This window comes from Methylophaga sp. F7 (assembly GCF_056863975.1).
The window spans coordinates 928,648-946,413 of the sequence record NZ_CM166511.1 but is presented as its reverse complement, the minus strand read 5'-3'; the positions used below and the strand labels follow the sequence as shown (position 1 = coordinate 946,413).

Below are 17,766 nucleotides of genomic sequence, written 5' to 3'. Positions count from 1 at the left end.
TTACTCCCCTGTTTCTGTTTGTTCGTCTGCAAACCATGACTCACGTGCTTTCATGATAAATGCGGCAGCTTGTTTTTCATCAATGCCACCCGCCTCAACCAATTCATCCACGGACTGATCTGCAAGGTCATCAATAGTGATAACACCCTGACTGGTTAACTTAGCAGCTAATTCAGCGGTCATACCGGGCAAATCCTGGATTGTTTCAGCAGGAGATGCACTTTCAATTTGCTCTTCACTAGCAATGGCGCGTGTCAGCAGTACGTCTCTGGCACGTGAACGTAATTCATTAACTATATCAGTATCAAATTCTTCAATATCAAGCATTTCCTGTTCCGGCACATAGGCAACTTCTTCAAGTGAAGAAAAACCTTCCTGAGCCAGAATCAATGCAACGTCTTCATCAACGTCCAAATCTGCCATAAATGTCTGAATCAATGAACTGATTTCGGTTTCGGCCTTTTGGTCAGCATCAGAAGCCGACATAACATTCAACTCCCAACCGGTTAACTGACTGGCAAGCCGTACATTTTGACCACCACGACCGATTGCCTGTGACAGCTGGCCGTCTTCAACAGCAATATCCATGCTGTGAGCGTCTTCATCAACAACAATAGATAATACTTCTGCCGGTGCCATGGCGTTAATGGCAAATCGTGCCGGCTCTTCATCCCACAGGATAATGTCGACGCGCTCACCGGCCAATTCATTAGTGACTGCCTGAACACGTGATCCACGCATCCCGACACAGGCACCCACCGGATCAATTCGTGGTTCATGTGCTAAAACCGCAATTTTGGCTCGTAAACCAGGATCCCGTGCAGCACCTTTGATTTCAATCATGCCATCGCCGATTTCCGGGACTTCAAGACTGAACAGTTCAATCAGTAATTCTGGCGCGACACGACTGACGACTAATTGTGGCCCGCGCGCTTCAGAACGAATTTCTTTCAAATAACCACGGATTCGATCACCGCTACGGAAATTCTCACGTGGAATCATTTCTTCACGGGGCAGAAGAGCCTCAGCATTTCCGCCGAGATCCAAAGTCACGTTGCCGCGTTCAACACGTTTAACCGTGCCATGAATCATCTGGCCGACTTTCTCGCGATACATATCAACTACTTGAGCACGTTCTGCTTCGCGTACTTTTTGAACGATAACCTGTTTGGCTGTTTGAGCAGCAATTCGACCAAATTCAACCGATTCCATTGGCTCACGAATGTAATCGCCTACTTTGGCATCTGACTGTTTGGCCAGCGCATCAGACAATTTGATTTGCAACTCTGAAGATTCGAAGTTTTCGTCGTTATCATCGACAATTAACCACTGACGGAAAGTTTCATAGTTGCCAGTCTGGCGATCAATCGCAACATGGGCATCTATTTCCATTTCATAACGTTTACGGGTGGCCATGGCCAACGCCGCTTCGATCGCCTGAAATATAACTTCTTTACCCACGCCTTTTTCATTAGACATGGCATCAACAACCAGCAAAATTTCTTTATTATTCATCACGCCCCCAGTGGATCGATGCAAGCAATTGATCCAAAACTAAGTTTTTTCATTAACAGCAAATAGTACGCTTTTTCAGGCAACCAGTCGCGCTTTAGCCAACTTTGCCAATGGTAAGGCGTACACCTCACCATCCACTTCAATTAATACTTCACCATTCTCAAAGCCCTGCAACACACCGGTAAAATTCCGTCTGCCTTCCACTGGTAATTTAGTGGTAATTTTTGCTGAGGAACCAGTAAAACGGATGAAATCACGTTCCTTAAATAAGGGACGATCGAATCCGGGTGAGGAAATTTCCAGTGAATAGGCTTTTTTGATGGGGTCTTCGACATCGAGAATGCCGCTGACCTGATGACTGACACGTTCACAGTCTTCAATACCAATACCTTGATCTGCATCAATATAGATTCTTAGGAGTGGATTTTGTCCACCCTGAATGTATTCCACACCGACCAGCTGGTACCCCAGCGATTCAATCGGCGCTTCAATTAATTTTTCAATCTGATCAGATACGGCCATAGGCAACAAATAAAAAAAAGGGCCATCGGCCCAATTTTAACTCCACAAAAACAAAAACCCCAATCAGGGGTCCTGTCTTAACATTATTATTGGTAGCGGGGGCTGGATTTGAACCAACGACCTTCGGGTTATGAGCCCGACGAGCTACCAGGCTGCTCCACCCCGCACCTGACTAAGTCGCATACTATACACAAAGCCCTACATGCTAGCAAGCCCGATTATCAATTCTCTTTCAGTTTACGGGTAAGTGTATTTCGGCCCCAGCCCAATAATTTTGCGGCTTCTTGACGTTTGCCGGCTGTTTTCTCTAAAGCAACCTCCATTAGCAGGTGTTCTATCATCGGCACAACATCGGCCAACACGCCTTCCTGTCCGCTCAGCGCCTTGTTTGCAGCCCACTGGCGAAACATTTGTTGCCAGTCACCACCGCTACGAGCTGTTTCCACACCACCGTCAGCTGTCAGCTCCAATGGCAAATCATCCATTTGCACAACCTGCCCCGGAGACATCACAGTAAGCCAGCGAGAAGTATTCTCTAATTGTCTTACGTTGCCGGGCCAGGGTAATTGCGATAAATAACATTCTACTTCAGGTGAGACACTTTTCACTCCCATATTAAGCTCGCGTGCCGCTTTATTGAGAAAGTAGGCTACCAACGCCGGAATATCTTCCCGACGTTCACGCAAGGAAGGAATATGAATACGAATAACATTTAAACGGTGAAACAAATCCTCACGGAAATCGCCACGCTCAACCTGCTGTTCCAGATTCTGATGCGTTGCAGCAATAATTCTCACATCTGCTTTTACAGCACTATGTCCACCAACACGGAAAAACTCGCCGTCTGATAAGACTCTTAAAAGGCGTGTTTGAAGTTCCAACGGCATATCACCGATTTCATCCAGAAATAAGGTGCCACCATCCGCCTGCTCAAAACGTCCCTTACGTTGTACATGTGCGCCGGTAAAAGCGCCCTTTTCATGACCAAATAATTCAGACTCCAGCAATTCTCTGGGAATAGCAGCCATATTCAGGGCAATAAACGGGTTTTGCCTGCGCGGACTATGTTTGTGTAAAGCATGGGCGACCAGTTCTTTACCAGTGCCCGACTCACCATTAATTAATACAGTGATATTGGAACGTGCGAGCCGTCCAATGGCACGAAACACTTCCTGCATGGCGGGTGCTTCACCAATAATTTCACTGCCAATATTCATTTCGCCAGCAGGATTACTGTGCTGTTGATGGTGGTGGGTAATCGCTCGCTGTACTAAATCAACCGCTTCATCAACATCAAAGGGTTTTGGCAGGTATTCAAAAGCACCACCTTCGTATACAGATACAGCACTGTCCAGATCCGAATAAGCGGTCATGATAATGACCGGCAGATCAGGTTGCTTTCGCTGAATTTCTGCCAGTAGTTGCAGCCCATCCAGGCCTGGCATGCGGATATCGCTGACCAGCACATCTGGCGGGGTATCTGTACCTCGTTTTAATTGCTCCAAAACCAGATCACCACTCTCAAAGGCTTTGACAGTGATATCTACGGCTTCCAATGCCTTTTGTAATACCCATCGAATCGATCGGTCATCATCAACAATCCATGCTATTGCTTTAGCGCTCACGGTTTAACTCCAGGGGAAAAATAATTGAAAATATGGTTTGGCCTGCATGGCTGATACAACTGACTGTGCCAGCATTTCGCTGCACCAGATTTTGTACCAGATACAACCCCAGTCCGGTGCCATCGGCTCGTCCAGTCACCAGGGGATAGAACAAACTGTCCTGTAATTGTTTTGGTATACCCGGGCCGTTATCTTCGATTTCAATCAGCACGCCTAATTTATAAAAACGTTTTTCAATGGTCAGATTACGTTGAATGCGAGTTTTCAGCCGAATAATGCCGATGCCATGCATTGCCTGTACTGCATTACGCACAATATTTAAAATAATCTGGATCAACTGATCAAAATCAGCGTGTAAATCCGGGATACTGGGATCATAGTCAGCTATAAACTGAAGTCGCTCGTCGACTTCAATATCAACCAGCTGGCGAACCCGCTGTAAAACCTCATGAATATTCAAAAACTGCTTTTCGGATTGCTGATAAGGGCCCAGCATTCGAGTCATCAGGTTTTGCAACCGGTCAGCTTCATTAATGATAATTCGGGTATATTCTTTCAAATCATCCGAATCCAGCTGACGTTCCAATAACTGTGCAGCTCCTCTCAACCCTCCCAGGGGATTTTTAATTTCGTGCGCCAGACCACGAACTACCTGTTGCTGGGTATGTAAATTTTCATCACGATTGACGCGCTGTTGATAATCCAGCTGCGCCAACTCTACCAGGAGATGGGGCTCAGCAACGTCCAGCATTTTGATTGAACAATCCACTACTATTTCGCCTGCAGCAGGCAGAAATAACTGAATTTCACGTTCTATTAGCGCCTGTCCATTACTGATAACCCGGCGTAATGAATTCAACAGATGTGTTTCACCCGGTAACAAAGTTTGAAAGGGAATATGTTCAGCCTGACGTTGGCTGATTTCAAACATGACTTCAGTTGAAGTATTGATGTAACAAACCCGTAAATTCGTGTCGAGTACTAATATCGCAGTCGTTAAACTCTCCAGTACATCATCGCTGGAAAACTGTTCAACATTAATCAGTTTGTCATTTAAGTTCATGGCCTGCCATCTGCAAAAAACGCTCCATTTGTAAGCACCAAATGTCACATCATATTTAAGATTATGATTCCAATGGTAATAATATAGTTGAGTATGGAAGAGTTTAAATAAACCAACCACTTCAAGCAGTATGAAAAGTGTAATTACACTATTGCACGCATCATTTTGGTGCGACTATCTAAGGTGATTGAGGAAAGGTCGGGATACCGGGAGTAGTAGGAAAGCCGGGAATACTGGGTGCACCGGGTCCGGGACTTGGTTGACCATTTTGACGGCCTGGTTGTTGTAAACTGGTGCGTTGTAAATAAAAGGTAATCGTTTCACTTTGAGCTAAAACTTCCCCGGAAGCGTTCAGTACATTTGCTGACAAGGTATGTGTTCCCCTGTCCAGATTTTCCAGCATAAAACTCAGTTGAGGCATTGGCATGCCTGCCGGTAAGCCATCGAGGTATAACTGAATCAAATCGCCACGTTCAGAATTTAATGCTGGAAACACTTGTAGATTGACTGTTACATTGCCGTTATTAACACGAATCCCGGCTTCATCTTCGGGCGCAACAATAGCTACCTTATAATTTGGGGCAGCTTCAGGCTCATCAGCACTTTCCTGTTCTTCAACGCTAGCGGAGGCCGTTTCTTCAGGGATTTGTACTGGTGAATAAGTCATGGGCTGTTGTAATTCAACCTTTTCAGCGTTCTCACCAGGCTGATCTGAATACACCTGATTACCATTGTCATCAACCCAGCGATAGATATCCTCAGCCGCAACAGCTGTGCCAAGACCAAGCAACATGACAAGAATCAATTTCATGCCTATGAATATAGGTCAGCCATCACCAATGTGCAACTGCGAAACATAAAAAAACGCCTCCACATGGGAGGCGTTTTGTGACTGCAATCAAAAAAATTACAGACTGTAGTAAAGATCGAACTCTGCAGGATGCGTTTCCATACGCAGACGAGTGACTTCTTCCATCTTCAAATCAATATAGCCATCGATCATATCATCAGTGAATACACCACCTTCTGTTAAGAAAGCACGATCTTTGTCCAGTTCTGCCAATGCTTGATCAAGCGCATGACATACTTTTGGAATCGCTGCATCTTCTTCTGGTGGCAAGTCATATAAATCCTTGTCCATCGCATCGCCAGGGTGAATTTTGTTTTTGATACCATCCAGACCCGCCATCATCATTGCACTGAATGCCAGGTATGGGTTGGCTGATGGGTCAGGAAAACGTACTTCAATACGACGGCCCTTTGGATTACTGACAAAAGGAATACGAATAGAGGCACTACGGTTACGTGCTGAATAAGCCAACATAACAGGTGCTTCGAAACCAGGAACCAGACGTTTGTAGCTGTTAGTACCTGGGTTTGTAAACGCATTTAATGCTTTAGCGTGCTTGATTATGCCACCGATGTAAAACAAAGCAGTTTCTGATAAACCGCCATATTTGTTACCTGAGAACAAGTTGTCGCCATCTTTAGCCAACGACTGGTGAACATGCATACCACTACCGTTATCACCTACCAATGGTTTTGGCATGAATGTGGCCGTTTTACCGTAAGCATGAGCAACGTTATGCACAACATATTTCAGTATTTGAACTTCATCGGCTTTTTTACCAACGTATTAAACTTGGTACCAATTTCACACTGACCAGCAGTAGCAACTTCATGGTGATGAACTTCGGTTACCAGCCCCATTTCTTCCATGGTTAAACACATGGCTGAACGAATGTCTTGCAATGAATCAACTGGCGGTACTGGAAAATAACCACCTTTAACACTTGGACGGTGACCTTTGTTACCGTCAGGGAAGACTTTTTCAGTATTCCAGGAAGATTCGTCAGAGTCGATTTTATAGAACGAGCCAGAGATATCACTGCCCCAGCGAACATCATCAAGGATGAAAAATTCAGGTTCAGGACCAAAGAAAGCCGTGTCTGCCAAACCAGTAGATGCCAGATAGGCTTCTGCACGTTTCGCCACACTGCGTGGGTCACGCTCATATCCTTGCATGGTAGCCGGTTCAACGATATCGCAACGAACGATCAGCGTTGTATCGTCCATAAACGGATCCAAAACAGCAGTCGAAGCATCCGGCATCAGAATCATGTCCGATTCGTTAATACCTTTCCAACCGGCAACTGATGAACCATCAAACATGACACCCTCAGAGAAGGTATCTTCATCGATTGAATGCGCTGGGTAAGAAACGTGTTGCTCTTTACCACGCGTGTCGGTGAAACGGAAATCAAGGAATTTAACGTCCTCGTCCTTAATTATCTGAAGCACATTTTCGACTGACATTTATAATCTCCAAATTAAAAAACTGCACACCTTGGTGCAAAAAAACTCACTTGCTGATACAGCACAAACCTTGCCAACTCAACAGCCCCATAAAATCAACCATTTGAGTGCAGACACCAGCCACCAATGATCACTATTGGTGCACTCAACACCTAAAACGCACCATTAAAGTGCTACGCACCAACACAGACCGTAATAATGATCTCATCATCCTTTTCAACCGACTTTACAATCTGATGTCCATGGATCCTGGCCCATGCCGGAATATCACTCAACGCACCGGGATCGGTGCAAATAACTGTGAGAATATCTCCAGATGATAATTCCGCTACTTTATTCTGCGTTTTGATGACTGGCAAGGGACATAACAATCTTCTTGCATCTAATTCAATCTGTTTCACACGTACCACTCCTGTGGAACCTGCTCAACGTTAATCGGGCGAGCCTGAATATGCCTCGGTGGTTTATCCGGTACGGTAATTTCTACTTCAACTTCATCAGCATGTCGCCCCTGACCATAACGCGCCACGATGGATGCCGCCAGCGGAAAATCCTGTTGTTCAATATCACCATCAATAATGGCCATTGGTCCATTATGGCTGGTTGAATACAGGCTGGTAAACTGTTTGCGATAACCTTCGAGGAATTTACTCTCTCCAGCATCCCGGGCAATGATCATTTTAAAATCCGCTTTTGGCCGAATATGCCGGCCAACTTTCAATAACATAATGTCATCCAACTCATATTCACGGCTGTTTCTGGCTGTCCATAAATCGACTAACTTACTTGAATAACTTTCATCGGTCAGGAAACAGCATCCTCCGGCAGGGGTGGCAAAATCATCAAAGCCAAACTGTTTTGCCAATGCAATCTGCGGCTTGCGGTTGCGTCCATGAAAATCATAAAGCTTATTGCGGTCTACCCATCCTTCACGTTCTGGTTTGGTTGGTTGGAGGTTTTTGGCACATAACGGACGTAACAGTAAATCCTCAGCCCCCGATTCAGCTGCCACGATCGGCATAGTGCGCTTTAATTGAGATTTGGGACGCTGACCAATGACTTCGCCGGTAATTATAAAATCAAAACCCTGCATATGATTTTCTTTCACCCATTCAACCGCTTTTTTGACCATAAAGATTTTACAGTCCAGGCAAGGGTTCATATTAGCGCCATAGCCATGTTTTGGATTGAGCAACACGTCTTTGTATTCTTCAATCACATCAATGATATGTAATTTGATTCCCAGCTGTTCCGCGACCCATAATGCATTATTACGTTTCTGCTTGTCTTTATGCTGATTACGAATTGCGTGGGTATGCCCTTCAACGCAGAACCCGGTAAAAAAGTTGATGCCTTCTACTTCAATTCCCTGTTCCTGAAGTACCCGCACCGCAAGCATGGAATCCAGACCGCCTGAAATCAAAGCGACGGCTTTGTGCACTGAACTCATTATGCTGTGCCCCCAACCGTCAAAGCATCAATTTTCAATGTCGGCTGGCCAACGCCAACTGGCACGCTCTGTCCTTCTTTACCGCAGTTACCAATGCCCGAATCCAGTTCAAGATCATCAGCCACCATACTGATACGATTCATGACTTCAGGACCGTTGCCAATCAATGTGGCGCCTTTAACGGGACGAGTCACTTTGCCATTTTCAATCAGATAGGCTTCACTGCTGGAAAATACAAATTTGCCGGAGGTAATATCAACCTGACCACCACCAAAATTAACCGCATAAATACCCTTTTCAACACTGGCGATAATTTCTTCTGCTTTGTGTTGTCCAGCCAGCATATAGGTATTGGTCATACGTGGCATCGGCAGATGTGCATAGGATTCACGGCGGCCATTTCCGGTACTGCGCATTCCCATCAACCGGGCATTTAATTTGTCCTGCATATAGCCTGTGAGTCGGCCGTTTTCTATCAAGGTGGTGAATTCGGTTGGCGTACCTTCATCATCAATCGTCAATGAACCACGTCGATCCATTAATGTGCCATCATCCACCACGGTACATAAGGGTGATGCTACTTGTTCACCGATTTTGCCAGAGAAGGCTGAGGTATCCCGGCGATTGAAGTCGCCTTCCAAGCCATGTCCCACAGCTTCATGCAATAATACGCCAGGCCAACCTGAAGCTAACACTACAGGCATTGTTCCAGCAGGAGCATCAACGGCTTCCAGATTAACCAGAGCCTGCCGCACAGCTTCTTTGGCAAAACCTACTGCTAAATCATTATCAATAAAATACTGATAGTCCAGACGCCGACCGCCACCGGCACTGCCACGCTCACGCCGTCCATTAGATTCAACGATAACACTGACATTCATCCGTATTAACGGCCGAATATCAGCGGCATAGGTACCATCACTGGCAGCGATTAGTATATGTTCGAGACTACCGGCTAAACTGACTGTCACCTGGGTAACGCGGGGATCGGCTGCGCGGGCATATGCATCGGCTTCCCGCAACAGGTTTAATTTTGTCTGAGTATCCATGCCCAATATGGGATCAAGGTCAGAATAAAAGGGGGAGGCATGAACGTTTTTCCGAGCATCAATCTGTTTTTGCTGACCATGTTTTACCACAGCACTGGCCGCGCTGGTCGCCTCCAGCAATGACTTCAAACTCAGATCATCGGAGTAGGCAAAGCCGGTTTTTTCACCGCTGCAAGCCCTTACCCCAACGCCCTGCTCAAGATGATAGCCACCGTCTTTTATAATGCCATCATCCATCAACCAGTTTTCGCCACGCGAACGCTGAAAATACAAATCAGCAAAATCAACACCAGGACGCATGGCGCTTGATAAAGCTTGTTCGATATCCTGTGACTGCAACTCTGCAGGCATCAGGATCTGTTGTTCCAGTTGGTCAAATATAGGATTTGTCATTACTTTTGAACTACGCGATAAATTGACTATCTTAGCAGATCAAACATTACTAACCGACTCTGTTGTGACTGACAACAATTAAACCTGGAGTATGGCAAGTAAAATTTATGATACGCATTCAGTTATCCCGGCATTTTGCGAGCGACGCCTACAATATTGCTAACAGGCTCTTCCAGAAACCTGGAATGGCGGGAAGATATAGTACAGAACATGAACAGTGATATTATTTTCTAAACACATCCTACTGATCTCGACAGACCTCAAGGATTTTCAGGTGTCTTCAGCGATAAATCCGGGTCATCCCAAGGACCAGTGAGTCGATAACGATAGCTAATCATATCGACCAGATCCCGATCAAATAATCGACCGGCAATTCGATCAACCAGATAGATCGCTGTTCCAACTCCCAGACCAACTGGCCCGCCGGCAACTGCACCGGCAAGTGGCAGGGTGGATGATACATTTGGCGTGACAACAACTGTTTGGTGATAGGTTCTATCAACAATATTAATCGGTCCGGTAACATCAATACTGGCGCTGTCGCCACGCATGTTCAAGTTATCAGTAACCGCCTGACCATTGGCAAATTGAAAATCGCCACTGATTTCCCGGAAAGAAAAACCTTTACCAAAAAAATCACTGAAATCCAGTGCCAGCCGCCGTGGAATAGCAGCAAAACTCATTAAACCAAATATGCGTCCTGCTGCACCTGGCTCAACGTCAACCAATTGACCATCATCGATTTGCAAATTCAAATTGCCTTGCAGGTTGGCCATTGAAAGATTCAACGGTTCGTCTGGCCAGCTAAACTGTCCGGTAACCTCAACCTGATTAGAATGAATGGCGGCTTGATAACCCAAATCCTCAAACAAGCCGGCAAGATCATTACTGGTGAGTTTTAAATTTAGCTGACTGCTATCCGCAAGGTCGTTTTTTTGCCAGACGCCATCCAGTTCCGCTTGTAAAACTGCCGATTGCATACTGGCACTTTGCAACAACCAGCTATTCCCTTGCTGAAGCGCCCGGGCCTGTACACGTCCCAGTTGCATACCATCAACTGTCAAACGATCAATATTTAACTGAAAACTTGGCCATAACTCGGATTTGAATTTTTTGCGACCATTTGACTGATTGTTCGATGCGGGTAACTGCAGATCGACGAAGTCAAAGTGCAAGGTTGGCAGTGAATCTGAATCAACGGGCCAACGAATATCGCCTCTTAGCTGCCGAGATTGAATATCCATTTGCCATATTTGATTACGTTGAAAAGCTTTGGTTTGAACGTCGTTAAGCACCCACTGATTAAACCGCAGGTTGTCCACTGCAAGTTCAATATCAACCGCTGGCCAATTATCGAAGTTTTGTTCAGTAATGCTGTCTGCCAACCAGGTTTGTTGCCATTGCGTCCACTCCGAAATGGACAACTCGTTCAGACGCCCTCTTAATCGAATACCGCTTGCCGGTAGCTCAGGCTCTGGAATACCAATAGTAATTTCACCGCGAGCAGAATCCGCAAGCAGCCAGACAGCGCTTGCTATATCAGCATAATTTAATTGCAGTAATGATCGCTGTTCGTCATCTTTACTCAATTTAATATCTAATAACCGTTTATCAGCGGCAGTTTTTCCCAACGGTTCCGGAGCATCAATTGTCAGCCCGGCCAGTTCAGAAATCACCCGAATATCGGTATCAAATTCGCCTAATGACTTTTCACTCACTTCCACATCGGCTTGATATTGTGTCGTACCTTTTACAAAGCCAGGCATTTTGCCCTGCCATAACTGCGCCAGCTGCTGGCTGGATATCTCACCTTTTGCAGTCACCAATGTCGACTCCGTTCCAGGTAGGACATCAATCTTCATAGGCCTGTCTAAAAAAGTGGCGGTAATCGCCTCTGCGTTTACTCCATCATTACTGAAAAATAACTGGCCGTTGATATTTTGAATCGGCATATCCGGCATGGCGGTAACCGTGAGCTGACTGGTTTCAAAACTGACATGACCATCGGCATCAGTGGCATTTGGATCAAGTAATGGAATTTTCAAGTTAAGGGCAATATTGCTTTTGCCTTCAGCTTTTACCCAATCGGTGATATCGCCATACCGCGAACTGAGTGGGCTCGCTTGTAAAAAATTCAAGGCATCCTGTGTATTTCCTGATAACAACCCGGTCAGATCCAACACCGGTTTGCCAGCGTAGATATTGTTGATTTCAGCACTGACATTTACAAAATCAAACCCGGCGATTCTGCCGGCTTTAGGCAAAATATCCAATTTGTTGCCGCTGCTCAGCACCTGGCCACTAATATTTTCCAATACCGGCCAGCCTTTACCATAATCCAGGCCTACGTTAATGACATTAAGCGTAGCTTCAAATTCGTTTTCGCTATTCTCGGCGGTAAACGGAAACTCTGCCAAATTGCCTTTTAATTTGAGGCTTCCTGTTTCAATCTGGCCGCCGGTATAAGCCTTTTCAGCCCACTTTAGATAATTTGGATCCAGAATTGAACGCGGCACATAACTCAACCATTTTGCAATTGCCACATCCAGCATCTGCAGATCTATATCGGCAAACGTGGTATTGGATTGATGTTCAAGACCCACTTCTCCGCGCAGCGTCATATCATTGTTCCAGATATTCAAATCTGTCAGCTGCATCTGCCAGTTCGTTTCAGCAGTGTTCCAGTCCAGATTAACTTCGGCCACATCGAAATAAATTGCTTCAGGTAACCAGGTAGGTGCATATAATGTCAGGTTACGGCTACTGATCAGCGCGTGGGCGGAAGCCGGTTCCCAATCAACCTCCATACTAAGTCCAGTCACCCCTGGCACTTGCTCAACCGGTTGACTGGCAAACTCATCCACAATCATCTTTGCAGACTGAAGTTCATTATTACTGTTCAGTGATAGTTGTAACTCTCGGATATCACCAGCAGGCTGATACTGTGTCAGTAGCGCTGGTGCTTCATCACTTAATAATGCTAACGCTGTCAGATCGCTGAGACGAACAAAACTGGTTTCTGCAAACCAGCCATCAGTTTCTGAAAACTGTAGGTTTAATGTGGACTGAGGCCAACTGTCATCATCAATAGTTAGCTGGATCGGCTCGGCAGCTAATTGCCATGCAGTTCCATCTCCCTGCCAGTTAAATTCTCCTGACAAAGAATTTACAGTGACTGATCCACGATCTGGATGACTCAGGTTTTCCAGTCCAACATCTGCAAGCTGAATTTGCCCTTGCCATTGTTTATTCAAGTTTGAACCAATAACAACACTGACATCCGCACGGCCACGTGTCACAGAGACATCTTGCATTTGTTGATTCTGAAAAATTGTGGCCAATTGCAATTGTCTGGCGTCCAGCTGATTAATCTGCCAATTTGAGATTCCTGATGACGTTAACACTGCGTCTACTGTGAAACTAAGTTGTTGGCCGAGATGGTGAGGTAATTGAATATCACCAATCAATGTGGATTGTTTGCCCTGCATTAAAGCCAGTTGATTTACTTCATAAAGACCACTTAACTGGGGTTGCTTTTGGTCATCGAATTGGATTTTAGCTGATAATAGTTCGATGTCGCGCCATGAGCGGATCTGCTCGGCCCAGTCAATCTGTGTGTCATCAAACTGTTGATCAACAGACTTTCCCTGCAGACCGATAAGATTGATATCACCCTCAACAGAACGTTTTATGCCCAATTGCAGACCAGAGATACGTGCCGAATCAACCACCAACTCTCTTTGCTGCAAACTGGCAATCAGATCGACACCGATATAAAGCTCTTCTGCGGTAAACAGTTCACCAATATCAGGCTCTGCCTGCATCACCGAAATATCAGTCACCATTAATTTTGGAAACAAATCAAACCAGTAAAGACCTGCTTCACCAATTTGAATCGGATAACCGGTTTTTTCAGTTGCCCATGCAGCAATTTCATCTTTTCGTTCGGCAATGGCATTGGAAAACCAGTACGCCAGTCCAACACAGACCAGCATAATCACCGCAGTCATAACCACAATATTAGTAACTTGTCTTCCTGCGATGTGCAGGCTGCGATGCATTAGCGACATAACTACATCAGCACCACATTAAATTGTTCACGGCCATATTGAGGCTCACACTGAAACAGAATCGGTTTACTAATAAATTGCTCTAACTCAGCCACTTTCGTGGAATCTTCATCATTAAGACGATCAATCACGTCCTGAGAGGCCAATACCAGAAACTGTTTCGATTCGTATTGACGCGATTCACGAAGAATTTCACGGAAAATCTCATAACAGACCGTTTCAACATTTTTGGTATAGCCTCGACCATCACAGCAGGGACAGGGCTCACAAAGGATATGCCCCAGGCTTTCACGCGTGCGCTTACGGGTCATTTCCACCAGCCCCAGTTCGGAAACCGCACAGATGTTATGTTTGGCTCGATCCAGCAACATGGCTTTTTCCAGCGTCCGCAAAACCTGTTCACGGTGACTGAGTTCTTCCATATCAATAAAATCAATAATGATAATGCCGCCAAGGTTTCGCACTCTCAGCTGGCGTGCTATGGCCTGTGCGGCTTCAAGATTGGTTTTGAAAATGGTTTCTTCGAGATTTTTATGGCCGACAAAGCCACCAGTGTTTACGTCGACGGTGGTCATCGCTTCGGTCTGATCAAAAATCACATATCCACCTGATTTCAGTGGCACCTTACGATCCAGTGCTTTCTGAATTTCGTCTTCCACACCAAATAAATCAAATAATGGTCGATCCCCCCGATAATGTTCCAGTCGGGCAGCACATTCCGGCATAAATCCTTCAGCAAACTGCTGAGCTTCTTTAAAGGTTTCAGCAGCATCAATGCGGATGCGATCAATCTCTGGAGAAAACAAATCCCGCAAAGCACGTAAGGTTAAGGGCAAATCCTGGTATAAAGCCTCACCGCATTGGGTAGAGGTGACGCGTTGACGCAGTTTTTCCCATAAGCGATGCAAAAACTCCAGATCGGCGCGTAATTCGGCATCGCTGACACCTTCTGCTGCTGTACGTAAAATATAACCACCCTGTTGCTCTCCCAGCAACTCCGACAAACAGATTTTTAGTCGCTCACGCTCTGCTTCACCCTCAATTTTCAATGAGATGCCGATGCCTTCCGCTTCAGGCATATACACCAAATAACGAGATGAAGCTGACAACTGCGTGGTCAATCGTGCGCCTTTACTGCCCATCGGATCCTTGATCACCTGAACCAATAACTCATCACCCTCGCGTAGCAGGCTGGTAATCGGCGGTGTAATTCGCGGGGCTTCTTTTAAATCACCAGACTGTCCTTTGGGAATCGAAATATCCGAAGCGTGCAGAAAAGCTGCACGGGATAAGCCGATCTCAACAAAGGCAGCCTGCATCCCAGGTAATACCCGGCAGACTTTTCCTTTGTAAATGTTGCCAACTAATCCACGATGTTCACTTCGTTCAATGAAAATTTCCTGCAGCACACCGTTTTCCACCACTGCAGCGCGGGTTTCACTGGGCGTGACATTAATCAGAATTTCACTGCTCATTGACGATATTTACCTGTTGTAAAAGCTGACTGGTTTCAAATAATGGCAGGCCCATCACACCGGAGTAACTGCCTTTGATATTTTCAATAAACATAGCAGCTAAGCCCTGTACCGCATATCCTCCAGCCTTATCTTTTCCTTCACCGGTGGCAAGATACCAGTCAATTTCGGCTGAACTAAGCTTTTTGAATTGTACGTCACTGATTTGCAAGCTTAGCCAATGCTGCTGTTGCCAGACAATCGCCACTGCGCTGAGCACCTGGTGTGTGCTAGCAGATAATTGCAGCAAAAAAGCTTCTGCCTGTTGCAGGTTTTCCGGCTTGCCGAGAATTTGCTGTGAAGGCAAAACCACAGCAGTATCGGCGCCTATGACCGGTCGATAGTCTGTCTTTAGAGTTTCCCAGCCTGCCTGAGCTTTGGCTAATGCAATACGCTTGGCATAATCGGACGGCGTTTCTACCGCTAAAACAGCTTCATCAACGGCGACGTTTAATACAGAAAAATCGACTCCGATTTGAGTCAGGAGTTCACGCCGTCGCGGTGAAGCAGAGGCCAGATAAACTTTGGGAAATTTCATGCGCGATGATAGGGATGATTCTGCAGAACTGTCCAGGCACGATATAACTGTTCTGCAACCACAATTCGAACCAACGGATGTGGCAAGGTCAGATTGGATAATGACCATTTTTGATCGGCACGTTGCTGGCACTCATCGGATAAGCCATCCGGGCCACCAATCAACAGACTGACATCCCGACCGGATGCCTGCCAGTTTTTTAATTGCTCCGCCAACTGTTCCGTCGACCAGTTACGACCACCAACTTCCAGCGCGACAACATAATCATTTTGCGGTAAAGCGGTCATGATCCGTTTGCCCTCTTCCTGCATCCATTGTCCTGAACTGCCTGATTTACCTCGCTTTGACGGAGCAATTTCCTGCAGATTGAGCTGACATTCCCTCGGCATACGCCGTGCGTATTCGTTATAACCTTCGATGACCCACTGCGGCATTTTCTGGCCGACAGCAAGCAGATTCAGTTTCATTCACTATCTGCCGAAGCACTTTGCGTAACTTCAGCGACAGACCATAATTTTTCCAGATTGTAAGTCGCTCTGGTTTGCGGCGTCATAATATGTGCAATTACGTCACCTAAATCCACCAAAGCCCATTCGCCAATATCTTCACCTTCCATGCCGAGAGGTTGGACACCAGCCGCTTTTGCCTGCGAAGAAACTTCATTCGCCAATGCTTTAACCTGTCTGTTGGATTTACCAGTAGCGATGATCATCACATCCGTAACATCGGTCATACCGGTTACATCCAGCACAGTAATATCTTCTGCTTTAATGTCTTCCAGTGCGTCTATCACTAATAATTTCAATTGTTCTGCCTTCATGGGCACTCCAAATAATAAATTTCGTTGTTAAGTTTAACGTATGTCAGCCTGTGCGTCTGTGGTGGTTTCGACGAAGCGTTCACTCGGCCCCTCCGGAAACCACTGGCTGGTTTTTCTGGTAATGAAATAAGCGGTCAGTCCGATCCACTCGCGCCAGGCTGGCTCAAGTTTTTCCAGTTGTTCAAACACCGCAAAGTCCAATTGACGGGACTCTCCCGTCTGACTGCGATAATCCACAGGGTAGGGTAATACCTTTATACCCTGTTTTTTAGCAATGCCTACTGAGCGCGGCATATGATAAGCCGATGTCACTAAAAGATATTGGCCATTTCTTTTGGGTATGACCGTTTTTAGCCGTTGGAAATTTTCGTAGGTGTTACGTGACTGAGATTCAATGATCAGTCGCTTCTCATCAATTCCCACCATGGTCAGTAATTGATGGCTAAGCTCGGCAGGCGTTGCCCCGGCATCAAAGCGCAGTAAATTGCTACCACCGGTAAAAATGATTGGACTGTCAGGGTATTGTTTAGCTAACAATGCAGCGCCAAAATAACGGTCACTGGCCTGGCCGACCTGAGGCTGTTGCCAACTGATGGTGGTTTTTATATCTTCCCCGCCACCCAGAACAATGATGCCATCAATATTTTCTGGCAGCTGCTGGGGCTGGCTGATACGGGCTTCCAGTGGATGAATTAACCAGTCGCCAATTGGAAATATCATCAGACTCAAACTGAACACCAGTGCGGGCAACAGAAATCTTAACGCGATTGTTCGGTAACCGAACAATAAAAATAGCGTGCCAAATACCAGTAAAAGATTAAACATCATAAACGGACTGAGCACTGCCCAAGCCAATTTTGATAGTACAAAAAATACTTGTTCCATTAAACG

General features: G+C 45.8%; 14 protein-coding genes, 1 tRNA gene and 1 pseudogene. All 16 read right to left on the bottom strand.

Annotated features, from left to right (window positions below):
* The 16 genes and pseudogenes from nusA to AC08OG_RS04840 all read right to left on the bottom strand — a co-directional run bounded on the left by nusA (position 1) and on the right by AC08OG_RS04840 (position 17,760).
* Positions 1–1,515: a transcription termination factor NusA gene (nusA, locus tag AC08OG_RS04915; protein ID WP_292748789.1), complete on the bottom strand. Its 1,515-nt coding sequence runs from the start codon at positions 1,513–1,515 to the stop codon at positions 1–3.
* 75 nt (positions 1,516–1,590) lie between these two features.
* The gene (gene rimP / locus AC08OG_RS04910) at positions 1,591–2,037 is read right to left on the bottom strand and encodes a ribosome maturation factor RimP (RefSeq protein ID WP_292354797.1); all 447 of its coding nucleotides are present in this window, start codon (positions 2,035–2,037) and stop codon (positions 1,591–1,593) included.
* Positions 2,038–2,127: 90 nt separating this feature from the next.
* A tRNA-Met gene (locus tag AC08OG_RS04905) sits at positions 2,128–2,204 on the bottom strand.
* A gap of 54 nt (positions 2,205–2,258) precedes the next feature.
* Entirely contained in the window at positions 2,259–3,662 is a 1,404-nt protein-coding gene (ntrC, locus tag AC08OG_RS04900) for a nitrogen regulation protein NR(I) (protein WP_439503678.1), read from the bottom strand.
* On the bottom strand, positions 3,652–4,725 hold the full coding sequence (gene glnL, locus AC08OG_RS04895) for a nitrogen regulation protein NR(II) (protein WP_439503679.1): 1,074 nt from the start codon (positions 4,723–4,725) through the stop codon (positions 3,652–3,654). The genes ntrC and glnL overlap by 11 nt, the downstream gene beginning before the upstream one ends.
* 178 nt (positions 4,726–4,903) lie before the next feature.
* A complete protein-coding gene (locus AC08OG_RS04890; RefSeq protein WP_439503680.1) occupies positions 4,904–5,536 on the bottom strand; it encodes a DUF4124 domain-containing protein in 633 nt (210 codons plus the stop codon).
* Positions 5,537–5,632: 96 nt separating this feature from the next.
* A pseudogene (gene glnA, locus AC08OG_RS04885) lies at positions 5,633–7,041 on the bottom strand (glutamate--ammonia ligase).
* Positions 7,042–7,214: 173 nt separating this feature from the next.
* Positions 7,215–7,442, bottom strand: a complete 228-nt coding sequence (locus tag AC08OG_RS04880; RefSeq protein WP_292354788.1) for a sulfurtransferase TusA family protein — start codon at positions 7,440–7,442, stop codon at positions 7,215–7,217.
* Entirely contained in the window at positions 7,439–8,491 is a 1,053-nt protein-coding gene (locus AC08OG_RS04875; RefSeq protein ID WP_482930185.1) for a tRNA (5-methylaminomethyl-2-thiouridylate)-methyltransferase, read from the bottom strand. Before AC08OG_RS04875 ends, AC08OG_RS04880 begins: the two co-directional genes overlap by 4 nt.
* On the bottom strand, positions 8,491–9,933 hold the full coding sequence (gene tldD, locus AC08OG_RS04870) for a metalloprotease TldD (RefSeq protein ID WP_292354785.1): 1,443 nt from the start codon (positions 9,931–9,933) through the stop codon (positions 8,491–8,493). Before tldD ends, AC08OG_RS04875 begins: the two co-directional genes overlap by 1 nt.
* Positions 9,934–10,193: 260 nt before the next feature.
* Complete coding sequence (locus tag AC08OG_RS04865; protein ID WP_482930184.1) at positions 10,194–14,003, bottom strand: YhdP family protein; 3,810 nt, start codon at positions 14,001–14,003, stop codon at positions 10,194–10,196.
* A gap of 2 nt (positions 14,004–14,005) precedes the next feature.
* Positions 14,006–15,478 carry a ribonuclease G gene (rng, locus tag AC08OG_RS04860; protein WP_482930183.1) on the bottom strand — a complete coding sequence of 491 codons (1,473 nt, stop codon included), beginning with the start codon at positions 15,476–15,478 and terminating at the stop codon, positions 14,006–14,008.
* Positions 15,468–16,055 (bottom strand): Maf family protein, encoded by a 588-nt coding sequence (locus tag AC08OG_RS04855; protein WP_482930182.1) that lies wholly within the window; start codon positions 16,053–16,055, stop codon positions 15,468–15,470. The genes rng and AC08OG_RS04855 overlap by 11 nt, the downstream gene beginning before the upstream one ends.
* A complete protein-coding gene (rlmH, locus tag AC08OG_RS04850) occupies positions 16,052–16,522 on the bottom strand; it encodes a 23S rRNA (pseudouridine(1915)-N(3))-methyltransferase RlmH (protein WP_292354777.1) in 471 nt (156 codons plus the stop codon). The genes AC08OG_RS04855 and rlmH overlap by 4 nt, the downstream gene beginning before the upstream one ends.
* On the bottom strand, positions 16,519–16,875 hold the full coding sequence (gene rsfS, locus AC08OG_RS04845; RefSeq protein WP_014706491.1) for a ribosome silencing factor: 357 nt from the start codon (positions 16,873–16,875) through the stop codon (positions 16,519–16,521). The genes rlmH and rsfS overlap by 4 nt, the downstream gene beginning before the upstream one ends.
* A gap of 33 nt (positions 16,876–16,908) precedes the next feature.
* Complete coding sequence (locus AC08OG_RS04840; RefSeq protein ID WP_482930181.1) at positions 16,909–17,760, bottom strand: YdcF family protein; 852 nt, start codon at positions 17,758–17,760, stop codon at positions 16,909–16,911.
* Positions 17,761–17,766 lie beyond the last annotated feature (6 nt).